The sequence below is a fragment of the Streptomyces yamdrokensis genome, from assembly GCF_053890455.1.
Genome location: NZ_CM132679.1, coordinates 7,276,698 through 7,297,004, shown reverse-complemented (window position 1 = coordinate 7,297,004; position 20,307 = coordinate 7,276,698). Strand labels below are relative to the sequence as shown.

Here is a 20,307-nt window from a genome sequence, read left to right as displayed (position 1 = left end):
CCCGCCCGCGCGCCGGCCTCGGCGGGACGTCCGTCCCGGGCCGGTTCCAAACGTCGCGCCGACGCTCTATGTCCTGCGGCCTAGGCGGCGTTCCTCCTGGTGGGCGACGCCGCAGCGGTCCCCGGGCGAAAGGATCGTCGCATGGATCGAATCGATGTCCTCATCGTCCTGGTCGCCGTTGTGGCCCTTGCCGTCATTGCGTGGTCCAAGCCTCTGGAGAAACTGCCGTTCTGGCTCTTCCTCGTCCTGTGCGTCGCCTTCCACCCCGTGGGCGAGGCACTGTTCTCGGCGATGGAATCGGCCCTGGGCGCAGGCGGCACATGGGCCGAGTGGACCTTCATGATCAGCGTGAACGTCCTGTTCGCCGCGCTCGTCGCGTCGGCCTGGCGGGGATTCAAGTCCTTCAGGGGCACACGCGCCGATCGGCACTCCTACCACCAGGACATCGAGGCATGAGCGTCCGTCCCTCCCACCCGCAACGACCTCGGATCGGCGGAAACATGCCCGCACACCATCACACGTCCCGGACCGCCGTCGTCCTGGCGTCACTCGCCGTACTGGCAGCCGCCACGGTCACGGCCTGCGACCCCGGCGCCGGTGCCGACGCCGACAAGACCACCGCGACGCCCGCGACGCCCGCCGCTCTCCTGGAACAGAAGCTGGACTGGACGGCATGCCCTGCTCCGTCCACGGCCCAGGGCGGCGGCGACAAGCCCGAGAAGCTGCCGGACGGAACGAAGTGGCAGTGCAGCACCATGACCGCACCGCTGGACTACGCGGACCCCGACGGCAGGACCATCGACCTCGCCCTGATCCGGGCAAAGGCCGCACCGGGCTCCGGCGAGGAGCGCCTCGGGTCCTTGATCTTCAACTTCGGCGGCCCCGGTGGTTCCGGGGTGTCGACGCTTCCCCTCTTCGCCGGCGACGACTACATGAAACTGCACAAGCGCTACGACCTGGTCGGCTTCGACCCCCGCGGGGTCGGGGACAGCGCGGGCGTGCGGTGCCTGGACCCGAAGGCCATGGACGCCTGGCTGGCCGCGGAATCGACCCCGGACGACGCCGCGGAGGCGAAGGCCCGCACCCTCGGGGTACGCGCCTTCGCCCGGTCCTGCGAAAGCAACTCGGGCGCGGTACTGGAGCACGTGGGCACCCAGGAGGCCGCACGCGACCTCGACCTGATGCGCCACGTCCTCGGCGACGGGAAGCTGAACTACTTCGGCATCTCCTACGGCACGCAGCTCGGTGGCGTCTACGCCCATCTCTTTCCGGAGAACGTCGGACGACTGGTCTTCGACGCCGTGGTCGATCCCACCGAGAACATCCTCGCCAGTGGACTCGGTCAGGCCGAAGGGTTCCAGGGCGCACTGCGGAATTTCCTCAAGGACTGCGCGAAGCACGACTCGTGCTTCTTCGAGGGCAAGGATCCCGCTCGAGGCGAGAAGGAGGTCGTCGCGCTGATCGAGCGCCTGGACAAGCGTCCTCTGCCCACCGAGTTCAAACGCCCCCTCACCCAGAGCCTCGCCCTCAACGGCATCGCCGCCGCCCTCTACGGCGAGGAGAGCTGGACGATGCTCAGGGGCGCACTGGCCGAGGCCGAAGAGGGGAACGGCACCGCGCTGCTGGTGTTCTCCGACATGCTCAACGGACGTGCCTTCGAGGACGGCGGGTACTCCAACATCAACGCCGCCAACACCGCGGTGAACTGCGCCGACTACAAGGACCGTTACACCGCCGACGACGTGCGCCGGCATCTTCCCGGGTTCCGCGAGGCGTCCGGCGTGTTCGGCGACTGGATGGCCTGGGGTCTGCTCCAGTGCACCGGTTGGCCCGTGGACGGCCACGCCCCCACCGTCGAGGTGACGGCCGACGGCGCAGACCCCATCCTGGTCATCGGCAACACCGGTGATCCCGCCACCCCCTACGAGGGAGCCGGGAAGATGGCGGACGAACTGGGCGAGGGAGTCGGTGTCCACCTCACCGTCGACGGTGAAGGACACGGCACCTACGGCGTCAACGACTGCCTGACCCGGCTGGTCGACACGTACCTGCTCGACGGGACAGTCCCGGAGAACGACACCATCTGCTCGTGACGGACGTCCCCTCGCCCGGCGGACCCGCTCGCCGTGTTCCGAGCCGGCCGGGCCGGCCGTTGCAGAGGCCCCCTCACAGCGGGGACGTCCCGCGGAAGGCTCCGGGGGCGATCAGCCGATGGTCAGGGTCCGCCGTGCTGTGAGGGCGCGGGACGAACGCGCCGTCGCGAAGGTGTAGCGCCCGGGTACGAGGGTCCAGGCGCCCGTCTTCCAGACGGTGAGGTCCTGCACGGGGACGGTGAGGCGGAGCCGCTCGGATCCCGCCGGGGGGAGCGTGACCTTCCGGAAGGCGACCAGGCGGCGTGGTTCCGCCGCTGCCGCGCTCGGCAGCGTGACGTACACCTGCACGACTTCGGTGCCCCGGCGCCGGCCGGTGTTGGTGACGGTGACGGCGAGGGTGACGTTCCCGGCCGCCGGATCGTGGGCGGCTTCGAGGGAGCCGTGGGCGAAGGCGGTGTACGACAGGCCGTGGCCGAAGGGGAAGCGGGGCCGCTGTCCCTTGCTGTCCCAGTAGCGGTAGCCGACGGCGATGCCCTCGTCGTAGGAGACGGTGCCGTGGGTGCCGGGGTAGGTGGCGGCGGTGGTGCCCGGTCCCTGGGCTGCGTCGGCGGGGAAGGTGACCGGCAGGCGGCCGGAGGGGTCGCTGTCTCCGAAGAGGACGGCGGCCACGGCGGTGCCCATGCCACGGCCTCCGTACCACGCCTGGACGACGGCCTCCACGTCCTTCAGCCAGGGGGTGGCGACGGGGCCGTCGGTGTTGAGGACGACGACGGTGCGCGGGTTGACGGCCGCGACGGCGGTGATGAGCCGGTCCTGGTCCCCGGGCAGTTCGAGCCGCTCGTGGTCCATGGCTTCGCCCGCGACCCGGTTGACGAAGACGACGGCCGCGTCGGCCGCGCGGGCCGCCGCCACCGCGGCGGGGATGAGCGAGTCGGGCTGCCAGCCGAGGGTCAGGCCGCAGGTGCCGGTCTCCGCGGTGGCGTTGGTGTAGGTGAGTTCGACGGTGACGGCCCGGCCGGCGGTCAGTTCGGCGGTGCCCTGGAGCGGATAGTCGTAGGGGCCGAGGAAGAAGCGGCGCATCTGCCGGGTACCGGCGACGACCGTCGCGCCGTTGATCTTCAGCGTGGCGGTTCCGGCGGGCAGCAGGGAGAAGCGGTGCAGGCCCGTGGTGGCCGGCAGCAGGGTGCCGGTCCATTTCGCCGACCACACGTCCGGCAGCCCGTCGACGGGTGCGGTGGTGAAGTCGACGGTCGGGTCGGTGCGGGTCGTGACCGGGGTGCCGGTGGCGTCGGCGCCCGCGTGGTAGACGCCGGTCAGGCCGGCCGCTCCGGTGGCGGTGCGCAGGACGCTCGGGGGGACCGTGGTGAGGGGGACGTCGCCCTTGGTGCCCTGTGCATGGGTGACCTCGGCGAAGTCTTCGGCACGGGTGCGGATCGCCTGCAGCGGGGTGGTCCAAGCCCCGGGGTCGACGTAGGTGGAGCCGGCCACGCCGGGGAAGGCGTCGGTGCCGGCGGGGCCGATGACGGCCAGCGTCTTCAGCGAGGCGGGGAGCGGCAGGGCCGAGGAGCGGTTGGCGAGCAGCACCGTGGAGGCGACCGCGGCCTCGTGGGCGAGGTTTTGGTGTTCCTCGGTGCTGACGTTGTCCGCCGGGGCGGGGACGGGGTGGTCGAAGAGGCCGTGCGCGAACATCGTGACGAGGATGCGGCGGGCCGCGTCGTCGAGCCGTGAGGCGGGTATCGCGCCGCCGGTGAGGGCGCCCGCGGGGATCCGGACGGCGCCGGGGCCGAGTCCGGCGAGGTCCATCCCGGCCCGGGCGGCGGTGACCTGGTCGTCGCCCGCCCAGAAGTCCGGCACGGTGTAGCCCTTCAGGCCGATGCCCTTCTTCAGGTCGTCGAACAGGGCCGGGTTCTCCGTCGCGAACGTACCGTTGATCTTCGGGTAGGCCATCATCACCGAGGTGGTCGGCGCGGCGGCGACCACGCGGCGGAAGGGCGCCTGGTAGATCTCGTGCAGGGCCCGGTCGAGGACCCTGGTGTCGGTGAGGAAGCGGTTGACCTCCTGGGTGTAGGCGGCGAAGTGCTTGACTGTGGCCGCCACGTTCCTGCTCTGCATGCCGACGGTGACGGCCGCGCCCAGTCGGCCGGCCAGCAGCGGGTCCTCCCCCATGGCTTCGGCCTGGCGGCCGAAGTGCCAGGTGCGGGTCAGGTCGACGGTGGGGCCGAGCAGGTTGTTGTACCCCTTGCCCCGGCCCTCCGCACCGATGGCACGGCCGACGCGGCCCGCCAGCTCCTCGTCGAAGGTCGCCGCCTGTGCCACGGGCACGGGGAAGGCGGTCACCCCCTTCTCGCCCCGCAGGCCGGCCGAGGCATCGACCATGGTCAACGCCGGGATGCCCAGGTGGGCGACGGCGGCGAAGTCGCACCGGACGAGGGCCTCCTTCTCGGCGGCCGTCATCCGGGCGAGCAGCGCGTCCGCCCGGTCCTGTGGGCCGGGGGAGGAAGCGGCGACCGCCTGGTCGCTCATGGCCGGGGCCATGGTCATGGCCAGGGCGGTGAAGGTGGCGGCCGAGAGGAATGTTCGTCTGTTCACAGCGGCTCTCCGGACGAAAATGACGGCTGCTCGACGCGCCGCCGCGGGAATGGGGGAGGCAAGGCCGGCCGAGTGGTCAGGTACACGGCCGACCTCGGTTCGATGGGGCTCCGAAGGCGGTGACACACCGTACGCACCCGAAAGGGCGCGCCCTTCATTTCGCTTCTTCCGAGAAAACGGCTGCCGTGTCCCACGGCAACTGTTTCAGCGCCCGTTGGCACTGTCTCGCGAAGCGTTTCATCCAACGAACGGGAAAACTATTGCTTGTTGCACCTCAGGTCAACCCTCGTACAACACTTTCCCCAACAACCTCCACGACCAGCGAATATCAGCCGATCCGACGTGAAAGGCGACCTGAAATTTCAATTGAAAAACCTCATGAAGCACCTCTTCATCGGCCCGCTGGATGATAATCATTCGCTGAACGAATACGGAAGCTCTCCTGCTCGTCTTGAAAACAGCAGAGCCCGGCGCATTTCAATCATGCGCCGGGCTCTTCCGTCGGGTCGGGTGGCCGTTCAGGCAGCCTCTGCGGCGAGTTCCGCCGTGTCCAGGACGTGCTCGCCCGGCCCGAGGGCGACCGGAGTGCAGCCGGGGAGTTCGGCCGTGGCCGTGCAGCCTTCCGGCACCGTGATACGGGCCGTCAGTCCGGTGGCCCGCAGTTCCCAGGACAGCGACGCCGTTCCGTAGGGCGTGTCGTGGCGGGTGCGGGCCCAGGTGATGCCGCCACCGGGGCGCGGCCGGAAGGTGAGGCCCCGGTAGCCGGGCGCGGTGGCGGTGATGCCGCCGACGACGCGGTGCAGCCAGTCGGCGACGGCACCGAGGGCGTAGTGGTTGAAGGAGGTCATACCGCCCGGGTTGAGGGTGCCGTCGGGCCGCATGCTGTCCCAGCGCTCCCAGACGGTGGTGGCGCCCATCGTCACGGGGTACAGCCACGAAGGGCACTCGGTCTGGAGGAGCAGGCGGTAGGCGGCGTCGAGGTGGCCGGTGTCGGTGAGGGCGTCGCAGATGAGCGGGGTGCCCACGAATCCGGTGGCGATGCGGGCACCGTCCTCGTCGATCAGCCGGGCCAGGCGGTCGCCGGCCGCCTGCCGCTGCCGCGGTGTCAGCAGGCCGAAGGCGATGGCGACGGCGTAGGCGGTGGCGCTGTCACTCGTCATGCGCCCGGAGGGCAGGACGTACCGACGCCGGAAGGCGTCGGCCACCTCGTCGGCCAGCACCGCGTACCGCGCCGCGTCCGCGTTGTCCGCCAACTCGGCGGCGGCCAGCGCGAGGTGGCGGGCGGAATGGGCGAAGTAGGCGGTGGCGACGAGGTAGCGGTCGGTGCGGCCGGCGGCCGGGTCGTCGGGCGGGGCGGCCGGGTCGAGCCAGTCCCCCAGTTGGAAGCCGGTGTCCCACAGGCGGGACGGCCCGGCCAGCCGTTCCACGAGGTCGACCCACGCCCTGGCCATGGGGTAGTGGCGGCGCAGCAGGCCGAGGTCACCGAAACGCTGGTAGAGCGTCCAGGGGGTGAGGGCCGCCACGTCGCCCCAGGCGGCTCCGGGATGAATCGGGGTCCACATCGGCTCGCCCGGGATGACGGGCACGTACCAGGGGATCGTACCGTCGGGGAGCTGCTCGAGACCGACGTCGGTGAGCCAGGAGTCGAGCAGGCCGGCGCAGTCGTAGAGGTAACTCGCGGTGGGGGCGAAGACCTGGATGTCGCCGGTCCAGCCGAGACGTTCGTCGCGCTGGGGGCAGTCGGTGGGGATGTCGACGAAGTTGCCGCGCATGCTCCACACGACGTTCTCGTGCAGGCGGTTGACCATCGGATCACTGCACTCGAACCAGCCGGTGCGGCGCATGTCGGTGTGGTACACGCGGGCGGTCACCGCGTCCGCGGTCAAGTCGCCCGGCCAGCCGGTGACTTCGGCGTAGCGGAAGCCGTGAAGGGTGAAGCGGGGTTCCCAGGTGAGCGGCCCCCGTCCGGAGAGGACCAACGTGTCGGTGGCGTACGCCTCGCGCAGTGGCCCGGTGGCCGGTTCGCCGTCCTGGAGGACCTCGGCGTGCCGGAGGGTGAGGGTGGTGCCGGCCGGACCGTCGACGGTGACGCGGAGGCGGCCGACGAGGTTCTGGCCGAAGTCGAGCAGGTGGCGGCCGTCACCGGTGCGGGTGACGGTGACCGGGGCGATCCCCTGGGTGCAGCGCACCGGTGGGCCGAGGGGGGCGACGAGGGTGGCCGGGTCGCGGACGCCGGTGCGCACGGGGGTCCATCCGGCGTCGGACGCGTGTGGTGTGGCCCAGTGGGGGTCGTCGAGCCGGGCGTCGAAGGTCTCCCCCTCGTACAGGCCGCTGGTGAGGATCGGGCCGGGGGCGGCGGTCCAGGTCCCGTCGGTGGCGAGGACGGTGGTGGTGCCGTCGTCGTACGTCACTTCCAGCTGGGCGATGAGGGACTGGTCGGTGCCGTAGATGTTGCGGGTGCCTCCGTCGAAGCCGTACCTGCCGCGGTACCAGCCGTCGCCGAGCCAGGCGCCGAGGGTGTTGGCGCCGTCGGTGAGGTGGGCGGTGACGTCGTGGGTGCGGTAGCGCAGGCGGTGGGGGTAGACCGTCCAGCCCGGGGCGAGGATCTCGTCGCCGACGCGTCGGCCGTTGATCTCGACTTCGTACAGGCCGTGGGCGGTGACGTGGAGGCGGGCGCGGACGACGGGCCGGTCGAGGCGGAAGTCCTTGCGGACGCGGGCCGGGCGGCGTTCCGCCGCCGGGTCCTCGTCCCAGGCGGCGCCCACGGGGACGGCCTGCCAGTCGGTGGGTGCCAGGAGCCCCGCTTCGACGATGCCCGGTCCGCTCCACGCCGACGGCTCGCCGGCGTCCGGGGTCCAGACGCGGACGCGGACGCTCGCGCGTTCACGGGAGGTCAGCGGCTCACCGGGCCAGGCCACCAGTACCTGATCGGCACTGTCGACCCGTCCTGTGCGGTGTACGCCGCCGGAGCGGTCGAGTTCGAGTTCGTACGCCGTCTGACGGCCGGCGCCCGGAGGCAGCGTCCAGGTGAGGCGGGGGGAGGCGACTCCGATGCCGAGTCCGTCCGGGAGGTGCTCGAAGGACACCGGGGAGGGCTGAGGGGGCAGCAAAGGGGGACCTTTCTTTCACGTGCGGGAGCCGGCGGGCGAGGTGGCGGACTCGTGGTCAGCCCTTGACCGCTCCCGAGGTGAGGCCCTTCATGACCTTCTGGTTGAGGAAGAGGTAGATCAGGAGGGTGCCGAAGACGTTGATGCAGATGGCGGCGAACAGCGGACCGTACTGGGTGGCGCCGAAGTCGCCGGTGAAGTTGAGCAGGCCGACCTGGATGGTGCGCAGGTCCTGGTTGTTGGTGAAGGTGAGAGCGATGAGCAGGTCGTTCCAGATGAAGAAGAACTGCACCAGGCCGACGGTGAGCAGGGCGTTGCGGACCAGGGGCACACTGATGGTCCAGAAAGCGCGCAGGATGCCGGCGCCGTCGATGGTGGCCGCTTCGAACAGCTCGCGGGGGACACCCCGGTAGTAGGTGGCCATCATGAAGACGGTCAGGGGCAGACCGGTGCCGGTGTAGGTGAGGATCAGCGGCCACAGGGTGCCGGACAGGCCGGTCTGGAAGTACACCGTGAACAGGGGCAGCAGGATCATCTGCGGCGGCACCATCATGCCCGCGAGGAAGACCAGCAGGGTGAGGCTGCGGCCCTTCCACACCATGATCTGCAGGGCGAAGCCTGCGGCCGTGCCCAGCAGCAGCATCAGCGCCAGGGCCGGGACGACCGCGAGCAGGCTGTTCTGGACGTACAGGCCGATGTTGCCCGTCGTCCACGCGTCGGTGTAGTTGCCCCACTCCCAGGTGGTGGGCAGGCTCCAGGTGGAGTTGTTCAGGTAGTCGTCGTTGGACTTGAGCGACGTCAGGAACATCCAGATCATCGGGTAGATCTCGACGACCAGCAGCAGGGCGACGACGGCTTTCACCCACAGCCGGCTTCCAGGGCGGCGGAGCCGGGCCGTTCTGCCGGACGGACGCCGCCGGTCACGGCTCGCGGAGGTCTTCACAGGCGTGTCGATGGCCATGGTTCTCAGCCCTCCGTGAGGTCGCGCCGCGAGACGCGGTAGACGGCCAGGCTCACCAGCAGGCACACCACGGTCAGCAGCAGGGCGACGGTGCTGCCGTAGCCGTAGTCGCTGTAGGTGAACGACGTCTGGAACATGTACAGGGTCAGCGGCGTGGTGTCGTTGCCGGGGCCGCCGTTGGTGAGGGCGACGATGGAGTCGAAGGCCTTCAGCGTGCCGTTGATGCTGAAGATCAGCGACGACATCAGCACCGGCAGGGACAGGGGCAGCACGATGTGGCGCACCAGCCTGAGGCCCGTGGCCCCGTCCAGACGGGCCGACTCGAGGATCTCGTCGGGGATGTCGACCAGGCCGGCGAAGAGCAGCACGGCGTAGAAGCCCATGGAACGCCAGATGTCCATGACGATCAGGACCCAGAAAGCGCTCCCGGCGCTGCCGAAGAAGTCGATCGAGTCGATGCCGACCGCGCCCAGCAGGGAGTTGACCGGGCCGGTCTGCGGAGCGACCTGGAAGAACTTCTGGAAGAGCAGGCCGACCGCGACCGTGGGGAGCACCACGGGGAAGAACACCAGCGTGCGGATCAGCGCCGAGGCACGCTTGAGGAAGAAGACGTACAACAGTGCCAGCAGATAACCGGCGACCACCTGGCCGGCCGTGACGACGACGGCGTACTTGAGCGTGAACCACAGGGCGTCATGGACGGCCGGGTCGTCGAGCAGGCGGGAGAAGTTGGCGACACCGTTTCCGGTGAAGCCGTCGATGGTGTTGCCCTTGGTGAAGGAGTACCCGAGCGACCACACCATCGGGACCAGCATGATCAGGGAGTAGACGAGGAGGGCGGGACCGAGCAGGAGGGCGATGGCCCTGCGGTCACCGAGTACGCGGTGCATGGGTGGTGTCCACTTCGTTTCCGTTGAAGAGACCTGCCTGGCGGCGGCGGGGGCGGCCCACGCGGGACGCGGGGCGAGCGAGGAGACCGGTGGGCCGTCCCCGGCCGGTCACTGGGCGGCCAGCGCGTCCTGGACGGTCTGCATGAACTGCTCGGGCTTCATGCTGCCGGCGACCAGGCTCGCCGCGTTGGTCTGGCTGACGGTGGTGGCCTTGGTGCTGAAGAGTGCCTCGAACCACAGCACGTTCTGCTGCGAGGAGCTGATGGTGTCGCGGACCTCGGTGGTGACCTCGTTGGCGTCCTTCACCTCGGTGTTGACCTTGAAACCGGAGATGGAGCCGTGGTCCTTCAAGGCGGTGCCGCCGTAGTTCTCGGCGATGCAGGAGACCCAGTCACCGGTCTTCTCGTCGAAGGAGCCGGCTCCCAGGGTGATGCCGAGACCGACGTTGGAGGGGTACTGGTCGACGGACCCCTTGCCGCCGTCGACGGCCGGGAAGGGCATGAAGCCGACGTTCTCGGCACCGACCTTGTTCTGCTGGCCGTCGGAGACGTTGGCCAGCGCCCAGCTGCCCATGTAGAACATGGCGGCCTCACCGGTGAGGAACTGGTTCATCGCCGTGTCGTAGTCGATGGAGCCGACACCCTTGCCGAAGTAGCCCTTCTCCCCCAGCTCGGCGACCTCCTCGGCGGCCTTGACGTACTCGGGGTCGGTGAGCTTCGCCTTGCCGTCGGCGACGGCCTGGAGCGCGTCCGGGCCGAGGCTGCGGTAGAGGTAGCCGCTGATCAGACGGGTCAGCGGCCAGCCCTGCTGACCGGAGGCGGAGAACGGCTGGACGCCCTTCGACTCCAGCTTCGCCGCGGCCGACACCAACTCCTGCCAGGTGCCCGGCACCTTCAGCCCGTTCTCCTGGAAGACCTTCTTGTTGTAGAAGATGCCCTCGATGTTGTACTCGTACGGCAGCACCTGCAGCTCGCCGCCGTACAGCGCCTTGATCGTGGAGACGGCGGCCGGCTCCAGCTGGTCCAGCACACCCAGTTCCTCGAGCTCCTTCTCCAGGTCGGCGACCTTGCCCGACTTCGCCAACTGCTGGGTGAGCGCCGGGGCGTTGCCCGCCGCGAACTGCACCGGCAGCGCGTTCTGGCCGGCCAGCAGCTGCAGCTTCTGGTCCAGGCTCGCCTGCGGCACGGTCTCCACCTTCAGCGGCAGAGCCTCGTTCGCCGCCTTGCACGCGCCCTTGGACATGGTCGTCAACGCCGTCTTGACAGTGGTGTTCTCGGTGACGCTCAGGTAGCTGAAGTCCTTGGGCGCGGCAGAGGAACCGCCGCCAGCGCTGCCACCACAGGCAGTGGCGAGCAGCGCGAGGGAGGCGGTGCCGGCGGTGACCAGGCTCAGGCGCGCACGACGGGCACGGGGCAAACGTACGGACACGGAGGACTCCCAGGGATCTTGGAGAGAAAAGCGAGGAGTGAAGTGCGGTGCCAGGGGCGACGAGCGGGCCCGGCGGGAGACAGGCGGAGAGTGTGTAAAACGTTCTCTACGGCGAGTGGGCAAAACCTTGCACCCCTCCCTCGATTCCGTCAAGACACAGCCGCGTAACGCCGGAGTCACATGCAAGGGGACTTGACGACACCCGGGGGTCGCCCTGTAGACCGTTACACCCATACCTACGAGAACCGGAGCGCTGACGATGGACCGGGCTGCGGCATCCAGACAGAACAGACGCGTGACCATCACCGACGTCGCCCGGCACGCCGGCGTGTCCACCGCCGCGGTCTCCAAGGTGCTGCGCAGCGCCTACGGCGTGAGCCCCGCCATGCGGGAGAAGGTCACGGCGGCCATCGCCGAACTCGGCTACCGCCCGCACGCGGCGGCGCGGGGTATGCGCGGCCGGACGTACACGATCGGCGTGCTGCTGGACAACGTCCGCAACGCGTTCTTCGCCGACATCCTCGACGGCATCCGCGACGAACTGCGCCACAGCGAGTACACCGTGCTGATCGGCGCGGCCGGATTCGAGCCGGAGGAACAGGCCAGGACCATCCGTTCCATGGTCGACCGTCAGATGGACGGACTGATCCTCATCGCGCCGGGAACCCCGCGGGACGAGGTACTCGCCACGGCCGCGTCGACGCCGACCGTGGTCATCGGCCATCACGACGCCGCGGACAGCCACGACTCGGTCGTGGACGCCGACGACGTCGGCGCGGGCCTGGTCGTCGACCACCTCGTCTCGCTCGGCCACCGCGACATCGCCCTGGTGGCGGCCCCCGGCACCAGGGCCAACCGGTGGAAGCGCACCCCCGAACTCGTGCTCAGCGACGGCTACCTGGACGCGATGGAACGCCACGGCCTGACGGAGCACGCGCGCGTGCACCACGCCGCGTACTCCGACGACGGCGGATTCAAGGCGGGCATGACCCTGCTGACGGCCGACCGCCCGCCGACCGCTGTCATGACCGGCGCCGACGTGGCCGCCCTCGGCATCTACCGGGCGGCCCACGAACTCGGCCTGCGCATCCCGGACGACCTGTCGCTCGTCGGCTACAACAACACCGCGTTGGCCGCCCTGGCCCCCGTCCAGCTCACGAGCGTCGACCAGGCCGGCCACACCATGGGCACCGCCGCCGCCCGCATGCTCATCGAACGTGTGGAAGGCCGACGGGACCGGGCCATGCAGACGACCATGACACCGCGGCTGGTGGAGCGCGGCAGCACCACGGCCCCACGGACCCGTTGAACCATGGGCCGGCACGTACCCGCCGCGATTCCCCCGGCGGTCCGCGGGGCGGGACACGGGCGCGACACCGTCATGGTCCGGGACGGCGCGGCGCGCCGCAGAGTAGGCGTCAAGGACGTCGCCCGGGAGGCCGGTGTCTCGCTCGGCACCGTCTCCAACGTGCTCAACCGTCCCGAGATCGTGGCCGAGTCCACGAGGACGCGAGTCCTCGACGTGATCGACTCGCTGGGCTACGTACGCGCCGAGGGAGCCCGGCAGTTGCGCGGCTGGGCCTCCCGGGTCGTCGCCGTCCTGGTCCATGATCTGGCCAACCCGTTCTTCACCGCCCTGGCCACCGGTGTGGAACAGGCCGCGCGTGAGGCCGGTCTCGGCGTGATGGTCTGCACCGGCGCCCGCAACCCCGCGGAGGCCGCGCGCCACCTGGCGCTGATCACCTCCCACCAGGTCCGCGGCGCCGTGCTGACCTCGGGTGAGGGGGTCGGCCGCACCGTGGCCGCCTTCCGCCGGAACGCGGTTCCCTTCGTCGTGGCCGACCAGAACGCGCCCCAGCCCGGCGCCTGTTCCGTCGGGATCGACGACGTCGCGGGAGGCCACGCGGCGGTCCGCCACCTGATCGAGCGAGGGCACCGCTCCATCGCCCACGTCAGCGGCCCCGACCTTCTTCAGCAGGTACGGGACCGGCGCCGGGGCGCCCTCGGCGCCGTCGGTGCGGCCGGCCTGCCGGCGGCCTCGCTGCGGGACGTGCCGTGCCCGGCCCTCACCGTGAACGCCGGCAGGGACGCCGGACACCGCATCCTCGGCCTTTCCCACCGGCCCACCGCGGTCTTCTGCGCCAACGACCTGCTCGCCCTGGGGGTGATGCAGGCACTGTACGAGGCCGGGCTGCGGGTGCCGGACGACATGGCGGTCGTCGGCTACGACGACATCGAGTTCGCGGCGTCCGCCGTCGTCCCGCTGACTTCGGTGCGCCGGCCCGCCGTCGCCATGGGCCGGCAGGCCGGCCGCCTGCTCGTCGAGGACACCGCCCGCGGCGGCGTTCACGAGCACGCCCATGTCGTCCTGCAGCCGGAGCTGGTCGTGCGCCGGTCGACCATGGGGCCGCCGGCGCGGTGACGCGGGTCGCTCAGAGCTGTTCGGGAGCACGGTGCGCAAGGACCTGTGGAGTACGGCGGGTGAGGGGCACCAGTGCGGCCGGGACCAGCAGGGTGGCCAGGCCCGGCAGTCCGACGGCCGAGGCCGGATCGCCCAGGACGCCCTTGTCGCCGAGCAGGACGGCGGGCGGCCGGCCCTGCACGGTGGGAGCGTCACCGCGGTCGGGGGTGGGCTGGGCGGCGGGAACGGACATGGCAGCACTCCAGGACGTGCGGCGGGAAGGTGGCGCCTCGGAGCGGACGGGTCCGGCTGTGGAGGGGACCTCGGCGCACGGGCGCGTGACGTGCCACGACTATGCGGGCCGGGCGCAGGCCTGCCCACCCCTGTGGCGATCCGCTTTTCGGATGCCGTCGATCCAAGCCGTGGATAGTGCCGGTGACGGCCTGTCGCGAGCCCTCCGGGGGTGGTGGGCGCCCGGACGCCGGCCCCGCCCGTCGGACCGCGATCACACCTCGGGTGCGTCGGCCAGGCGTCTGCCGACCCGCGCGGCTGTCTCGCGCAGCCAGATGTGCGCCGCGTCGTGCGTGTGCACCGGGTGCCACCACAGCGCCTCCCGCAGCGGGACCGCCTCGTACGGCGGCTGCATGACGTGTACGGCGGCGAGCGGTGCGAGGAGGCGGGCGAGGCGGGCCTGGACCAGGGCGATGCGCCGGGTGCCGGCCACCAGCAGGGGCAGCAGCTGGAAGCTGTCGACGGAGACCTCGACCCGCGGCTCGATGCCGAGCATGCCGAGCTGGCGCACGGCAGGGGCGTCGTAGGTGCGCTGGTAGGTGACCCACGGCAGCCGGGCCAGGTCGTGGCGGGTGAGCCGGTCGTCGACACTGGGATGGCCGTCGGCGACGAGGAACACCCAGCGGTCCTCGTAGAGGTCGGTGGCGGGGAAGTCGCTGATGACGCCGTGCGGCATGAGCAGGCCGTCGGTGGCGCTCAGCAGCGCGGCCGTGTCGTCGACCACGGTGGTCGGGGTCTGCGCGAAGCGCAGCCGGATCCCGGGTGCCTCCTCGTGCACGACGCGGGCGAGTTCGGTGCCGAAGACGGCGACGGCGTAGTCGGAGGCGATCAGCCTGAACTCGCGGCTCTCCTTGGCCGGGTCGAAGTCGGCCTGGCTGGCGAAGAGGCGTTCCAGCAGGTCGTAGGCGGTGGAGGTGCGGTCGAGGAGGACCTGGCCGAGGGCGGTGAGTTCGTAGTGGCCGCCGACGCGGGCGAGCAGGTCGTCGTCGAAGTGGCGGCGCAGCCGGGCCAGGGCCGCGCTCATGGCGGGCTGGCTGAGCCCGACCCGCTGTCCGGCGCGCGTGACGTTGCGCTCCTCCAGCAGGGCGCGCAGGGCGACGACGAGGTTGAGGTCCAGACGGGCCAGGTTCACGGGGCTTCCCCTTGTCGTACGGCACCGACCAGGACTAATCGACGCAGCGGATGCCGATCATCCACAGAATCGATTTCCCTGATCGCTGGTGGCGGGTCCAGATTAGTCGCACCGCAACCAGGAGGACATGTCCGTGAAACCCGCACCCTCGTCCGCGCTGTTCGCAGGCTCTTTCGCCCTCGGCACGCTGTCGGCCCCGGACAGGCCGGCCTTCCCCGCCCTCGTCACTCCCGACGCCCGGGTACTCGACCTGCGCGTCGCCTTCGACGACGACCGGCTGACCACCCGGAGCCTCCTGGAGAGCTGGGGACCGGCGCTGCCGCGGCTGCGGACGCTGGCGGGTGACGGCGGCCCGGAGCGCAGGCCGCTGGCGGACTTCCGGGTGCACGCGCCGGTCGAGCCGCGCCAGGTGTTCCAGTCGGGGGCGAACTACCGGCAGCACGTCATCGACCTGCACGTGGCCCACCGCGCCCCGGACGACGACCGGTCCGAGGAGGAGCGGCGCGCCGAGGCCGCGGAGATCATGGACCGTCGGGCGGCCGAGGACCTGCCGTACGTGTTCATCGGCCTGCCGAGCGCGATCACCGGCCCGTACGACGACGTCGTGCTGCCCGCCTGGGCCGATAAGCCGGACTGGGAGTTGGAGCTGGCGGCCGTGATCGGCCGGCCCGCCCACCGGGTCTCCGTGGAGACGGCGCTGGAGCACGTCGCCGGTTACACGATCGCCAACGACCTCACCGACCGGGCCACCGTCTTCCGCCGGGACATGCCGCAGATCGGCACCGACTGGCTGCGCAGCAAGAACGCCCCCGGCTTCACCCCGCTCGGCCCCTGGATCGTGCCGGCCGACTCGATCGCACACCCGGACGACCTCCGGCTGACGCTGAAACTCAACGGCGAGACCATGCAGGACGAGTCCACCAAGGACATGATCTTCAACGTGGCGCGGATGGTCGCCCACGCCTCGCAGACCGCCCGCCTCCTGCCCGGTGACCTGGTGCTCACCGGCAGCCCGGCCGGCAACGGCATGCACTGGGGCCGCCTGCTGCGCGACGGCGACGTCATGGACGGCTCCATCACCGGGCTCGGTGCCCAGCGCACCCGCTGCGTCGCGGAGGCGGGGTCGTGACCCTGGACCGCCACGACCCCGAGGGCACGATCGCCCGTACCGCCAGGGCGTGCTCCAACTGGGGCCGCTGGGGCGAGGACGACGTGCTCGGCACCCTCAACCTCCTCGACGAGGCCAAGCGCCGCGAGGGCGCCGCACTCGTCCGGCGCGGTGTCAGCTTCTCGCTGTCCCAGCGGTTCGACATCAACGGACCGCAGAAGGGCTGGCGCCGCCGCACCAACCCGGTGCACACCATGCTGGACACCGGCACCGACGCCGCCCTCGGCAACCAGGGCCTGCCGCACGGCATCGGCGGCGCCGACGACGTGATCACGATGCCGCTGCAGTGCTCCACCCAGTGGGACGGGCTCGGGCACATCTTCGACCACGGCAGGGCGTGGAACGGCCGCCCGGCCGAGGAGGTCGTCACCTCCGAGGGCGATCTTGTCACCGGCATCGAGCACATGGCCCCGCACGTGGCCGGACGCGGTGTCCTGCTGGACGTGGGCCGGGTGATCGGCGAGGACGGAGAACTGCCCGACGGGTTCGCCGTCACCGAGGAGCATCTCACCGCAACCGCCGAGGCCCACGGCGTGACCGTGGGACGCGGGGACATCGTGCTGGTGCGTACCGGCCAGCTCACCCGGGTCCGCCGGCGGGGGTCCCCCCACGCCGAAGGCAGTGGGGGAAGCTGGGGCGACTACGCGGGCGGCCCCGCGCCCGGACTGTCGTTCACCACGGCCGGCTGGCTGCACGGCAGCGGGATCGCCGCGATCGCCACCGACACCTGGGGCTTCGAGGTCCGGCCCAACGAGTTCGAGCACGCCTTCCAGCCCCTGCACCAGGTCGCCATTCCGCACATCGGCCTGCTGATCGGCGAGATGTGGGACCTGGACGCGCTCGCCGCCGACTGCGCGGCCGACGGCGCGTACGCGTTCTGGCTCACCGCGGCGCCGCTGCCCATCACCGGCGCGGTCGGCTCCCCCGTCAACCCGATCGCCGTCAAGTAGCCCGAGGGACAAGGGAGTTCCCCATGAGCAAAGCCCGTACGGTCCTGGTGATCGGCGGAGGCGCGGCCGGCAACGCCGTGACGGTCCTGCTGCGCCGCGCCGGACTCGCCGTCGACCTGATCGAGGCCAGGGAGGACTGGAACGCCACCGCCGGCTCCGGCATCACCCTCCAGGGCAACGCCCTGCGCGTACTGCGCGAACTCGGCGTGTGGGAGCAGGTGAAGGCGTCCGGCTTCGGCTTCGGCTCGGTCGGCATCACCGCCCCCGACGGCACCGTCCTGCACGTCCAGCGCGACCTGCGCACCGGCGGCGACGACCTGCCCGCCACCGTCGGCATGCAGCGCCCGCGACTTCAGCAGATCCTCATCGGGGCCGTGCGGGCCAGTGGCGCGTCGGTCCGGCTGGGCACCACCGCCGAGATACTGGACCAGGACGGCGGGGGCGTCTTTGTCCGCCTCAGCGACGGCACCGAGAGCCGCTACGACCTGGTCGTCGCCGCCGACGGCCTCGGCTCCACGACCCGCGCCGCGATCGGTATCACCGCCAAGCCCGAGCCGACCGGCATGGCCATCTGGCGGATCGCCGCGCCCCGTCCGGCCGGTGTGATCCGCACCGACCTCGCCTACGGCGGCCCGGCCTACATCGCCGGTTACTGCCCCACCAGCGACACCACCCTTTACGCCTACGTCGTCGAGGCCGCCCGCGACCGCTCCTCCATCCCCCCGGAGTCGTACGCGGACGAGATGCGCCGCCTCACCCAGCACTACGGCGGGTTCTGGCCGGAGATCACCGCGCACATCACCGACCCGGCGAAGGTCAACCACACCTGGTTCGACCGCCTGCTGGTGGAGGGTGCCTGGCACCGCGGCCGTGTGGTCCTCGTCGGGGACGCCGCGCACTGCTGCCCACCCACCCTCGCCCAGGGCGCCGCCCTGTCGATGGAGGACGCCTGGGTGCTGGCGCAGACGCTGACCGCCGCGGACACCTGGGACGACGCGCTGTTCCAGGCCTACTACGAGCGGCGGATCGCCCGTGTCCGGCCGGTGGTGGAGGCGTCGGTGCAGATCGGTCAGTGGCAGCTCGGCAAAGTGCGTGACGCCGACGTGCCCGGGCTGATGGCCCGCACCATGACGATGCTGCGGGAACTGCCGTGACCGTACCCACCGTGGACGTGCACGCCCATCTCCTGCTCCCCGGGATCGAGGCGCTCGTGGCCGGCCTGCCCGGCCACGACGCCGCCAAGGAGCTGGACGCCCGGCGCAACGGCCCCGAGGCCCTCGCCGTCAGCGGCCCCATGGTCCGCGAGCGCATCCCGAAACTGACCGACGTCACCGTGCGCCTGGAGTCGATGGACGCCCAGGGCGTGGACGTCCAACTGGTCAGCCCCTCCCCCTCGCACTACCACTACTGGGCGGACGAGGAGACGGCCGAGAAGGTGTACCGGACCGCAAGCGAGGCGACGGCCGCGCACTGCTCGGCCGCCCCGGACCGGCTGCGCGGGCTCGGACTCGTCCCGCTCCAGCACCCGGACCTGGCGGTCCGCGCCCTGGACCACGCCCTGGAGCAAGGTCTGTCGGGCGTGGAGATCTCCAGCCACGCCCCGGGCCGGGAGCTCTCGGACCCGGCCTACGAGCCTCTCTGGTCCCGCGCCGAGGAAACCGGCGCGATCGTCTTCCTGCACCCCTTCGGGTGCACGCTCGACGAGCGGCTGGACCGGTGGTACCTGTCCAACACCGTCGGGCAGCCCACCGAGAACGCCGTCGCGCTCTCCCACCTGATCTTCTCCGGGGTACTCGACCGCCATCCGGGGCTGAAGCTGATCGCCGCGCACGGCGGCGGCTACCTGCCCACGCACATCGGCCGCTCCGACCACGCCTGGTCGGCCCGCTCCGACGCGGGGGCCGGCTGCGCCCACCCGCCCAGCAGCTACCTGAAGCGGCTGTACTTCGACTCCCTCGTCCACGACCCGCACGTGCTGCGGGAGCTGGTCCGGGCCGCCGGCGCCGACCGGGTGCTGCTCGGCTCCGACTTCCCCTTCGACATGGGCGGCGAGGACCCGGTCGGCGCGCTGCGCGCCGCGCGCCTGCCCGAGGCCGACTTCGACGCCGTGCGCGGCGCGAACGCCGCCGCCCTGCTCCACCTCACCCCCGCCTCCAGGAGGACCTCATGAGCGCACGCCTGCTCACCCACCTGCGGCACGTCGACCTGGCCGTGCCCGACTACGACAAGCAGCTCGACTTCTACGCCGGCGTCTGGGGCCTGACCAAGGTCGCCGAGGACTCCGGCATCTCCTTCCTGGCCGCCGAGGGCTCCCCCGAGCAGTACGTGGTCCGGCTGCGCAGGGCCGACGAGAAGCGTCTCGACCTCGTCTCCTACGGGGCCGCGGGCCCGGCCGAGGTCGACGCCCTCGCCGAACAGCTCCTCGCGGGCGGAGTCCAGCTGATCTCGCAGCCGGGCAAGGTCGACACGCCCGGCGGCGGCTACGGCTTCCGCTTCTTCGACGTCGACGGCCGCACCATCGAGGTATCCGCCGACGTCGAGGTGCGGCGGCACCGCAGGATCGAGGAGAAGGAGTCGATCCCGGTCAAGCTGTCCCACGTCGTGCTCAACTCCCCCGACCTGAACCGCACCCGGGAGTGGTACGAGCGCCACCTCGGCTTCCGCCTCTCCGACACGCTCAGCTCGCCGCACATGGGCGAGGTCATGCATTTCATGCGGATCAGCAACCAGCACCACTCCATGGCCCTGGCCAAGGGCCCGCACACCGCCCTGCACCACGTCTCCTTCGAGATGCGTGGCATCGACGAGTACATGCGCGGTTCCGGACGCGTGATCCGGGCGGGATTCAGGAAGATCTGGGGCCCCGGCCGGCACATGGCGGGCGACAACACCTTCACCTACTTCCTCGACCCGCACGGCAACACCGTGGAGTACACCACCGAGTTGGAGTGCCTGGACGAGGACACCTGGCATCCCCACGTCTACGACTTCTCCCAGCCCGAGGTCACCGACCAGTGGGGCACCGCCAACCCCATGAACGAACTCGTCGCCAAGGAGTCCTTCAACGACCCCGACCGCGGCGTCTTCGTCGCCCCGCCGGTCTGATCCATCCCCGGTCCCGCCCTGTTCCTCCCTCTCCCCCACGGCTCCCACATCAACGGTGACCGGAGGAGCCGCCCGATGACTTCACGCACGCCGCGTGGTTCGGACAACAGGGCCCGCCCACCGCCGTGGTGGAGCACATGCGCGAGGTCCACACCGACGTCGGCGGGATCGGGAAGAGCGCCGTCGCGCGTG

16 protein-coding genes are annotated in these 20,307 nt (G+C 71.0%); 9 read left to right on the top strand and 7 right to left on the bottom strand.

Annotated features, from left to right (window positions below):
• Positions 1–141: 141 nt before the first annotated feature.
• Both ACWZEH_RS32060 and ACWZEH_RS32055 read left to right on the top strand, forming a co-directional pair.
• Positions 142–456: a hypothetical protein gene (locus ACWZEH_RS32060; RefSeq protein WP_456194559.1), complete on the top strand. Its 315-nt coding sequence runs from the start codon at positions 142–144 to the stop codon at positions 454–456.
• Positions 457–500: 44 nt separating this feature from the next.
• Positions 501–2,093, top strand: a complete 1,593-nt coding sequence (locus tag ACWZEH_RS32055) for an alpha/beta hydrolase (RefSeq protein ID WP_456194558.1) — start codon at positions 501–503, stop codon at positions 2,091–2,093.
• 111 nt (positions 2,094–2,204) lie between these two features.
• Here ACWZEH_RS32055 and ACWZEH_RS32050 read toward each other — a convergent pair whose 3' ends face one another.
• The 5 genes from ACWZEH_RS32050 to ACWZEH_RS32030 form a co-directional block, all read right to left on the bottom strand.
• A complete protein-coding gene (locus ACWZEH_RS32050; protein WP_456194557.1) occupies positions 2,205–4,682 on the bottom strand; it encodes a glycoside hydrolase family 3 protein in 2,478 nt (825 codons plus the stop codon).
• 518 nt (positions 4,683–5,200) lie between these two features.
• Complete coding sequence (locus ACWZEH_RS32045) at positions 5,201–7,768, bottom strand: family 78 glycoside hydrolase catalytic domain (RefSeq protein WP_456194556.1); 2,568 nt, start codon at positions 7,766–7,768, stop codon at positions 5,201–5,203.
• A 79-nt stretch (positions 7,769–7,847) separates the two neighbouring features.
• Positions 7,848–8,750 (bottom strand): carbohydrate ABC transporter permease, encoded by a 903-nt coding sequence (locus ACWZEH_RS32040; RefSeq protein WP_456194555.1) that lies wholly within the window; start codon positions 8,748–8,750, stop codon positions 7,848–7,850.
• 5 nt (positions 8,751–8,755) lie between these two features.
• Positions 8,756–9,640: a carbohydrate ABC transporter permease gene (locus ACWZEH_RS32035; RefSeq protein WP_456194554.1), complete on the bottom strand. Its 885-nt coding sequence runs from the start codon at positions 9,638–9,640 to the stop codon at positions 8,756–8,758.
• A gap of 108 nt (positions 9,641–9,748) precedes the next feature.
• Positions 9,749–11,068 (bottom strand): ABC transporter substrate-binding protein, encoded by a 1,320-nt coding sequence (locus ACWZEH_RS32030; RefSeq protein ID WP_456194553.1) that lies wholly within the window; start codon positions 11,066–11,068, stop codon positions 9,749–9,751.
• A 295-nt stretch (positions 11,069–11,363) separates the two neighbouring features.
• Here ACWZEH_RS32030 and ACWZEH_RS32025 point away from each other — a divergent pair, with 295 nt between their 5' ends.
• Both ACWZEH_RS32025 and ACWZEH_RS32020 read left to right on the top strand, forming a co-directional pair.
• Positions 11,364–12,377, top strand: a complete 1,014-nt coding sequence (locus ACWZEH_RS32025) for a LacI family DNA-binding transcriptional regulator (protein ID WP_456194552.1) — start codon at positions 11,364–11,366, stop codon at positions 12,375–12,377.
• A gap of 72 nt (positions 12,378–12,449) precedes the next feature.
• A complete protein-coding gene (locus tag ACWZEH_RS32020) occupies positions 12,450–13,490 on the top strand; it encodes a LacI family DNA-binding transcriptional regulator (RefSeq protein ID WP_456199950.1) in 1,041 nt (346 codons plus the stop codon).
• Between the two features lie 10 nt (positions 13,491–13,500).
• Here ACWZEH_RS32020 and ACWZEH_RS32015 read toward each other — a convergent pair whose 3' ends face one another.
• A complete protein-coding gene (locus tag ACWZEH_RS32015; protein WP_456194551.1) occupies positions 13,501–13,722 on the bottom strand; it encodes a hypothetical protein in 222 nt (73 codons plus the stop codon).
• A 252-nt stretch (positions 13,723–13,974) separates the two neighbouring features.
• On the bottom strand, positions 13,975–14,892 hold the full coding sequence (locus ACWZEH_RS32010; protein WP_456194550.1) for a LysR family transcriptional regulator: 918 nt from the start codon (positions 14,890–14,892) through the stop codon (positions 13,975–13,977).
• A 127-nt stretch (positions 14,893–15,019) separates the two neighbouring features.
• Here ACWZEH_RS32010 and ACWZEH_RS32005 point away from each other — a divergent pair, with 127 nt between their 5' ends.
• The 5 genes from ACWZEH_RS32005 to ACWZEH_RS31985 are packed head-to-tail and all read left to right on the top strand — an operon-like array spanning position 15,020 to position 20,115.
• Positions 15,020–16,021: a fumarylacetoacetate hydrolase family protein gene (locus ACWZEH_RS32005; RefSeq protein ID WP_456194549.1), complete on the top strand. Its 1,002-nt coding sequence runs from the start codon at positions 15,020–15,022 to the stop codon at positions 16,019–16,021.
• Entirely contained in the window at positions 16,018–17,010 is a 993-nt protein-coding gene (locus ACWZEH_RS32000) for a cyclase family protein (RefSeq protein ID WP_456194548.1), read from the top strand. Before ACWZEH_RS32005 ends, ACWZEH_RS32000 begins: the two co-directional genes overlap by 4 nt.
• Before the next feature lie 23 nt (positions 17,011–17,033).
• Entirely contained in the window at positions 17,034–18,164 is a 1,131-nt protein-coding gene (locus ACWZEH_RS31995) for an FAD-dependent oxidoreductase (protein WP_456194547.1), read from the top strand.
• A complete protein-coding gene (locus ACWZEH_RS31990) occupies positions 18,161–19,180 on the top strand; it encodes an amidohydrolase family protein (RefSeq protein ID WP_456194546.1) in 1,020 nt (339 codons plus the stop codon). Before ACWZEH_RS31995 ends, ACWZEH_RS31990 begins: the two co-directional genes overlap by 4 nt.
• Positions 19,177–20,115, top strand: coding sequence for a VOC family protein (locus ACWZEH_RS31985; protein ID WP_456194545.1), 939 nt, complete (start codon positions 19,177–19,179; stop codon positions 20,113–20,115). Before ACWZEH_RS31990 ends, ACWZEH_RS31985 begins: the two co-directional genes overlap by 4 nt.
• The last annotated feature ends 192 nt before the right edge of the window (positions 20,116–20,307 follow it).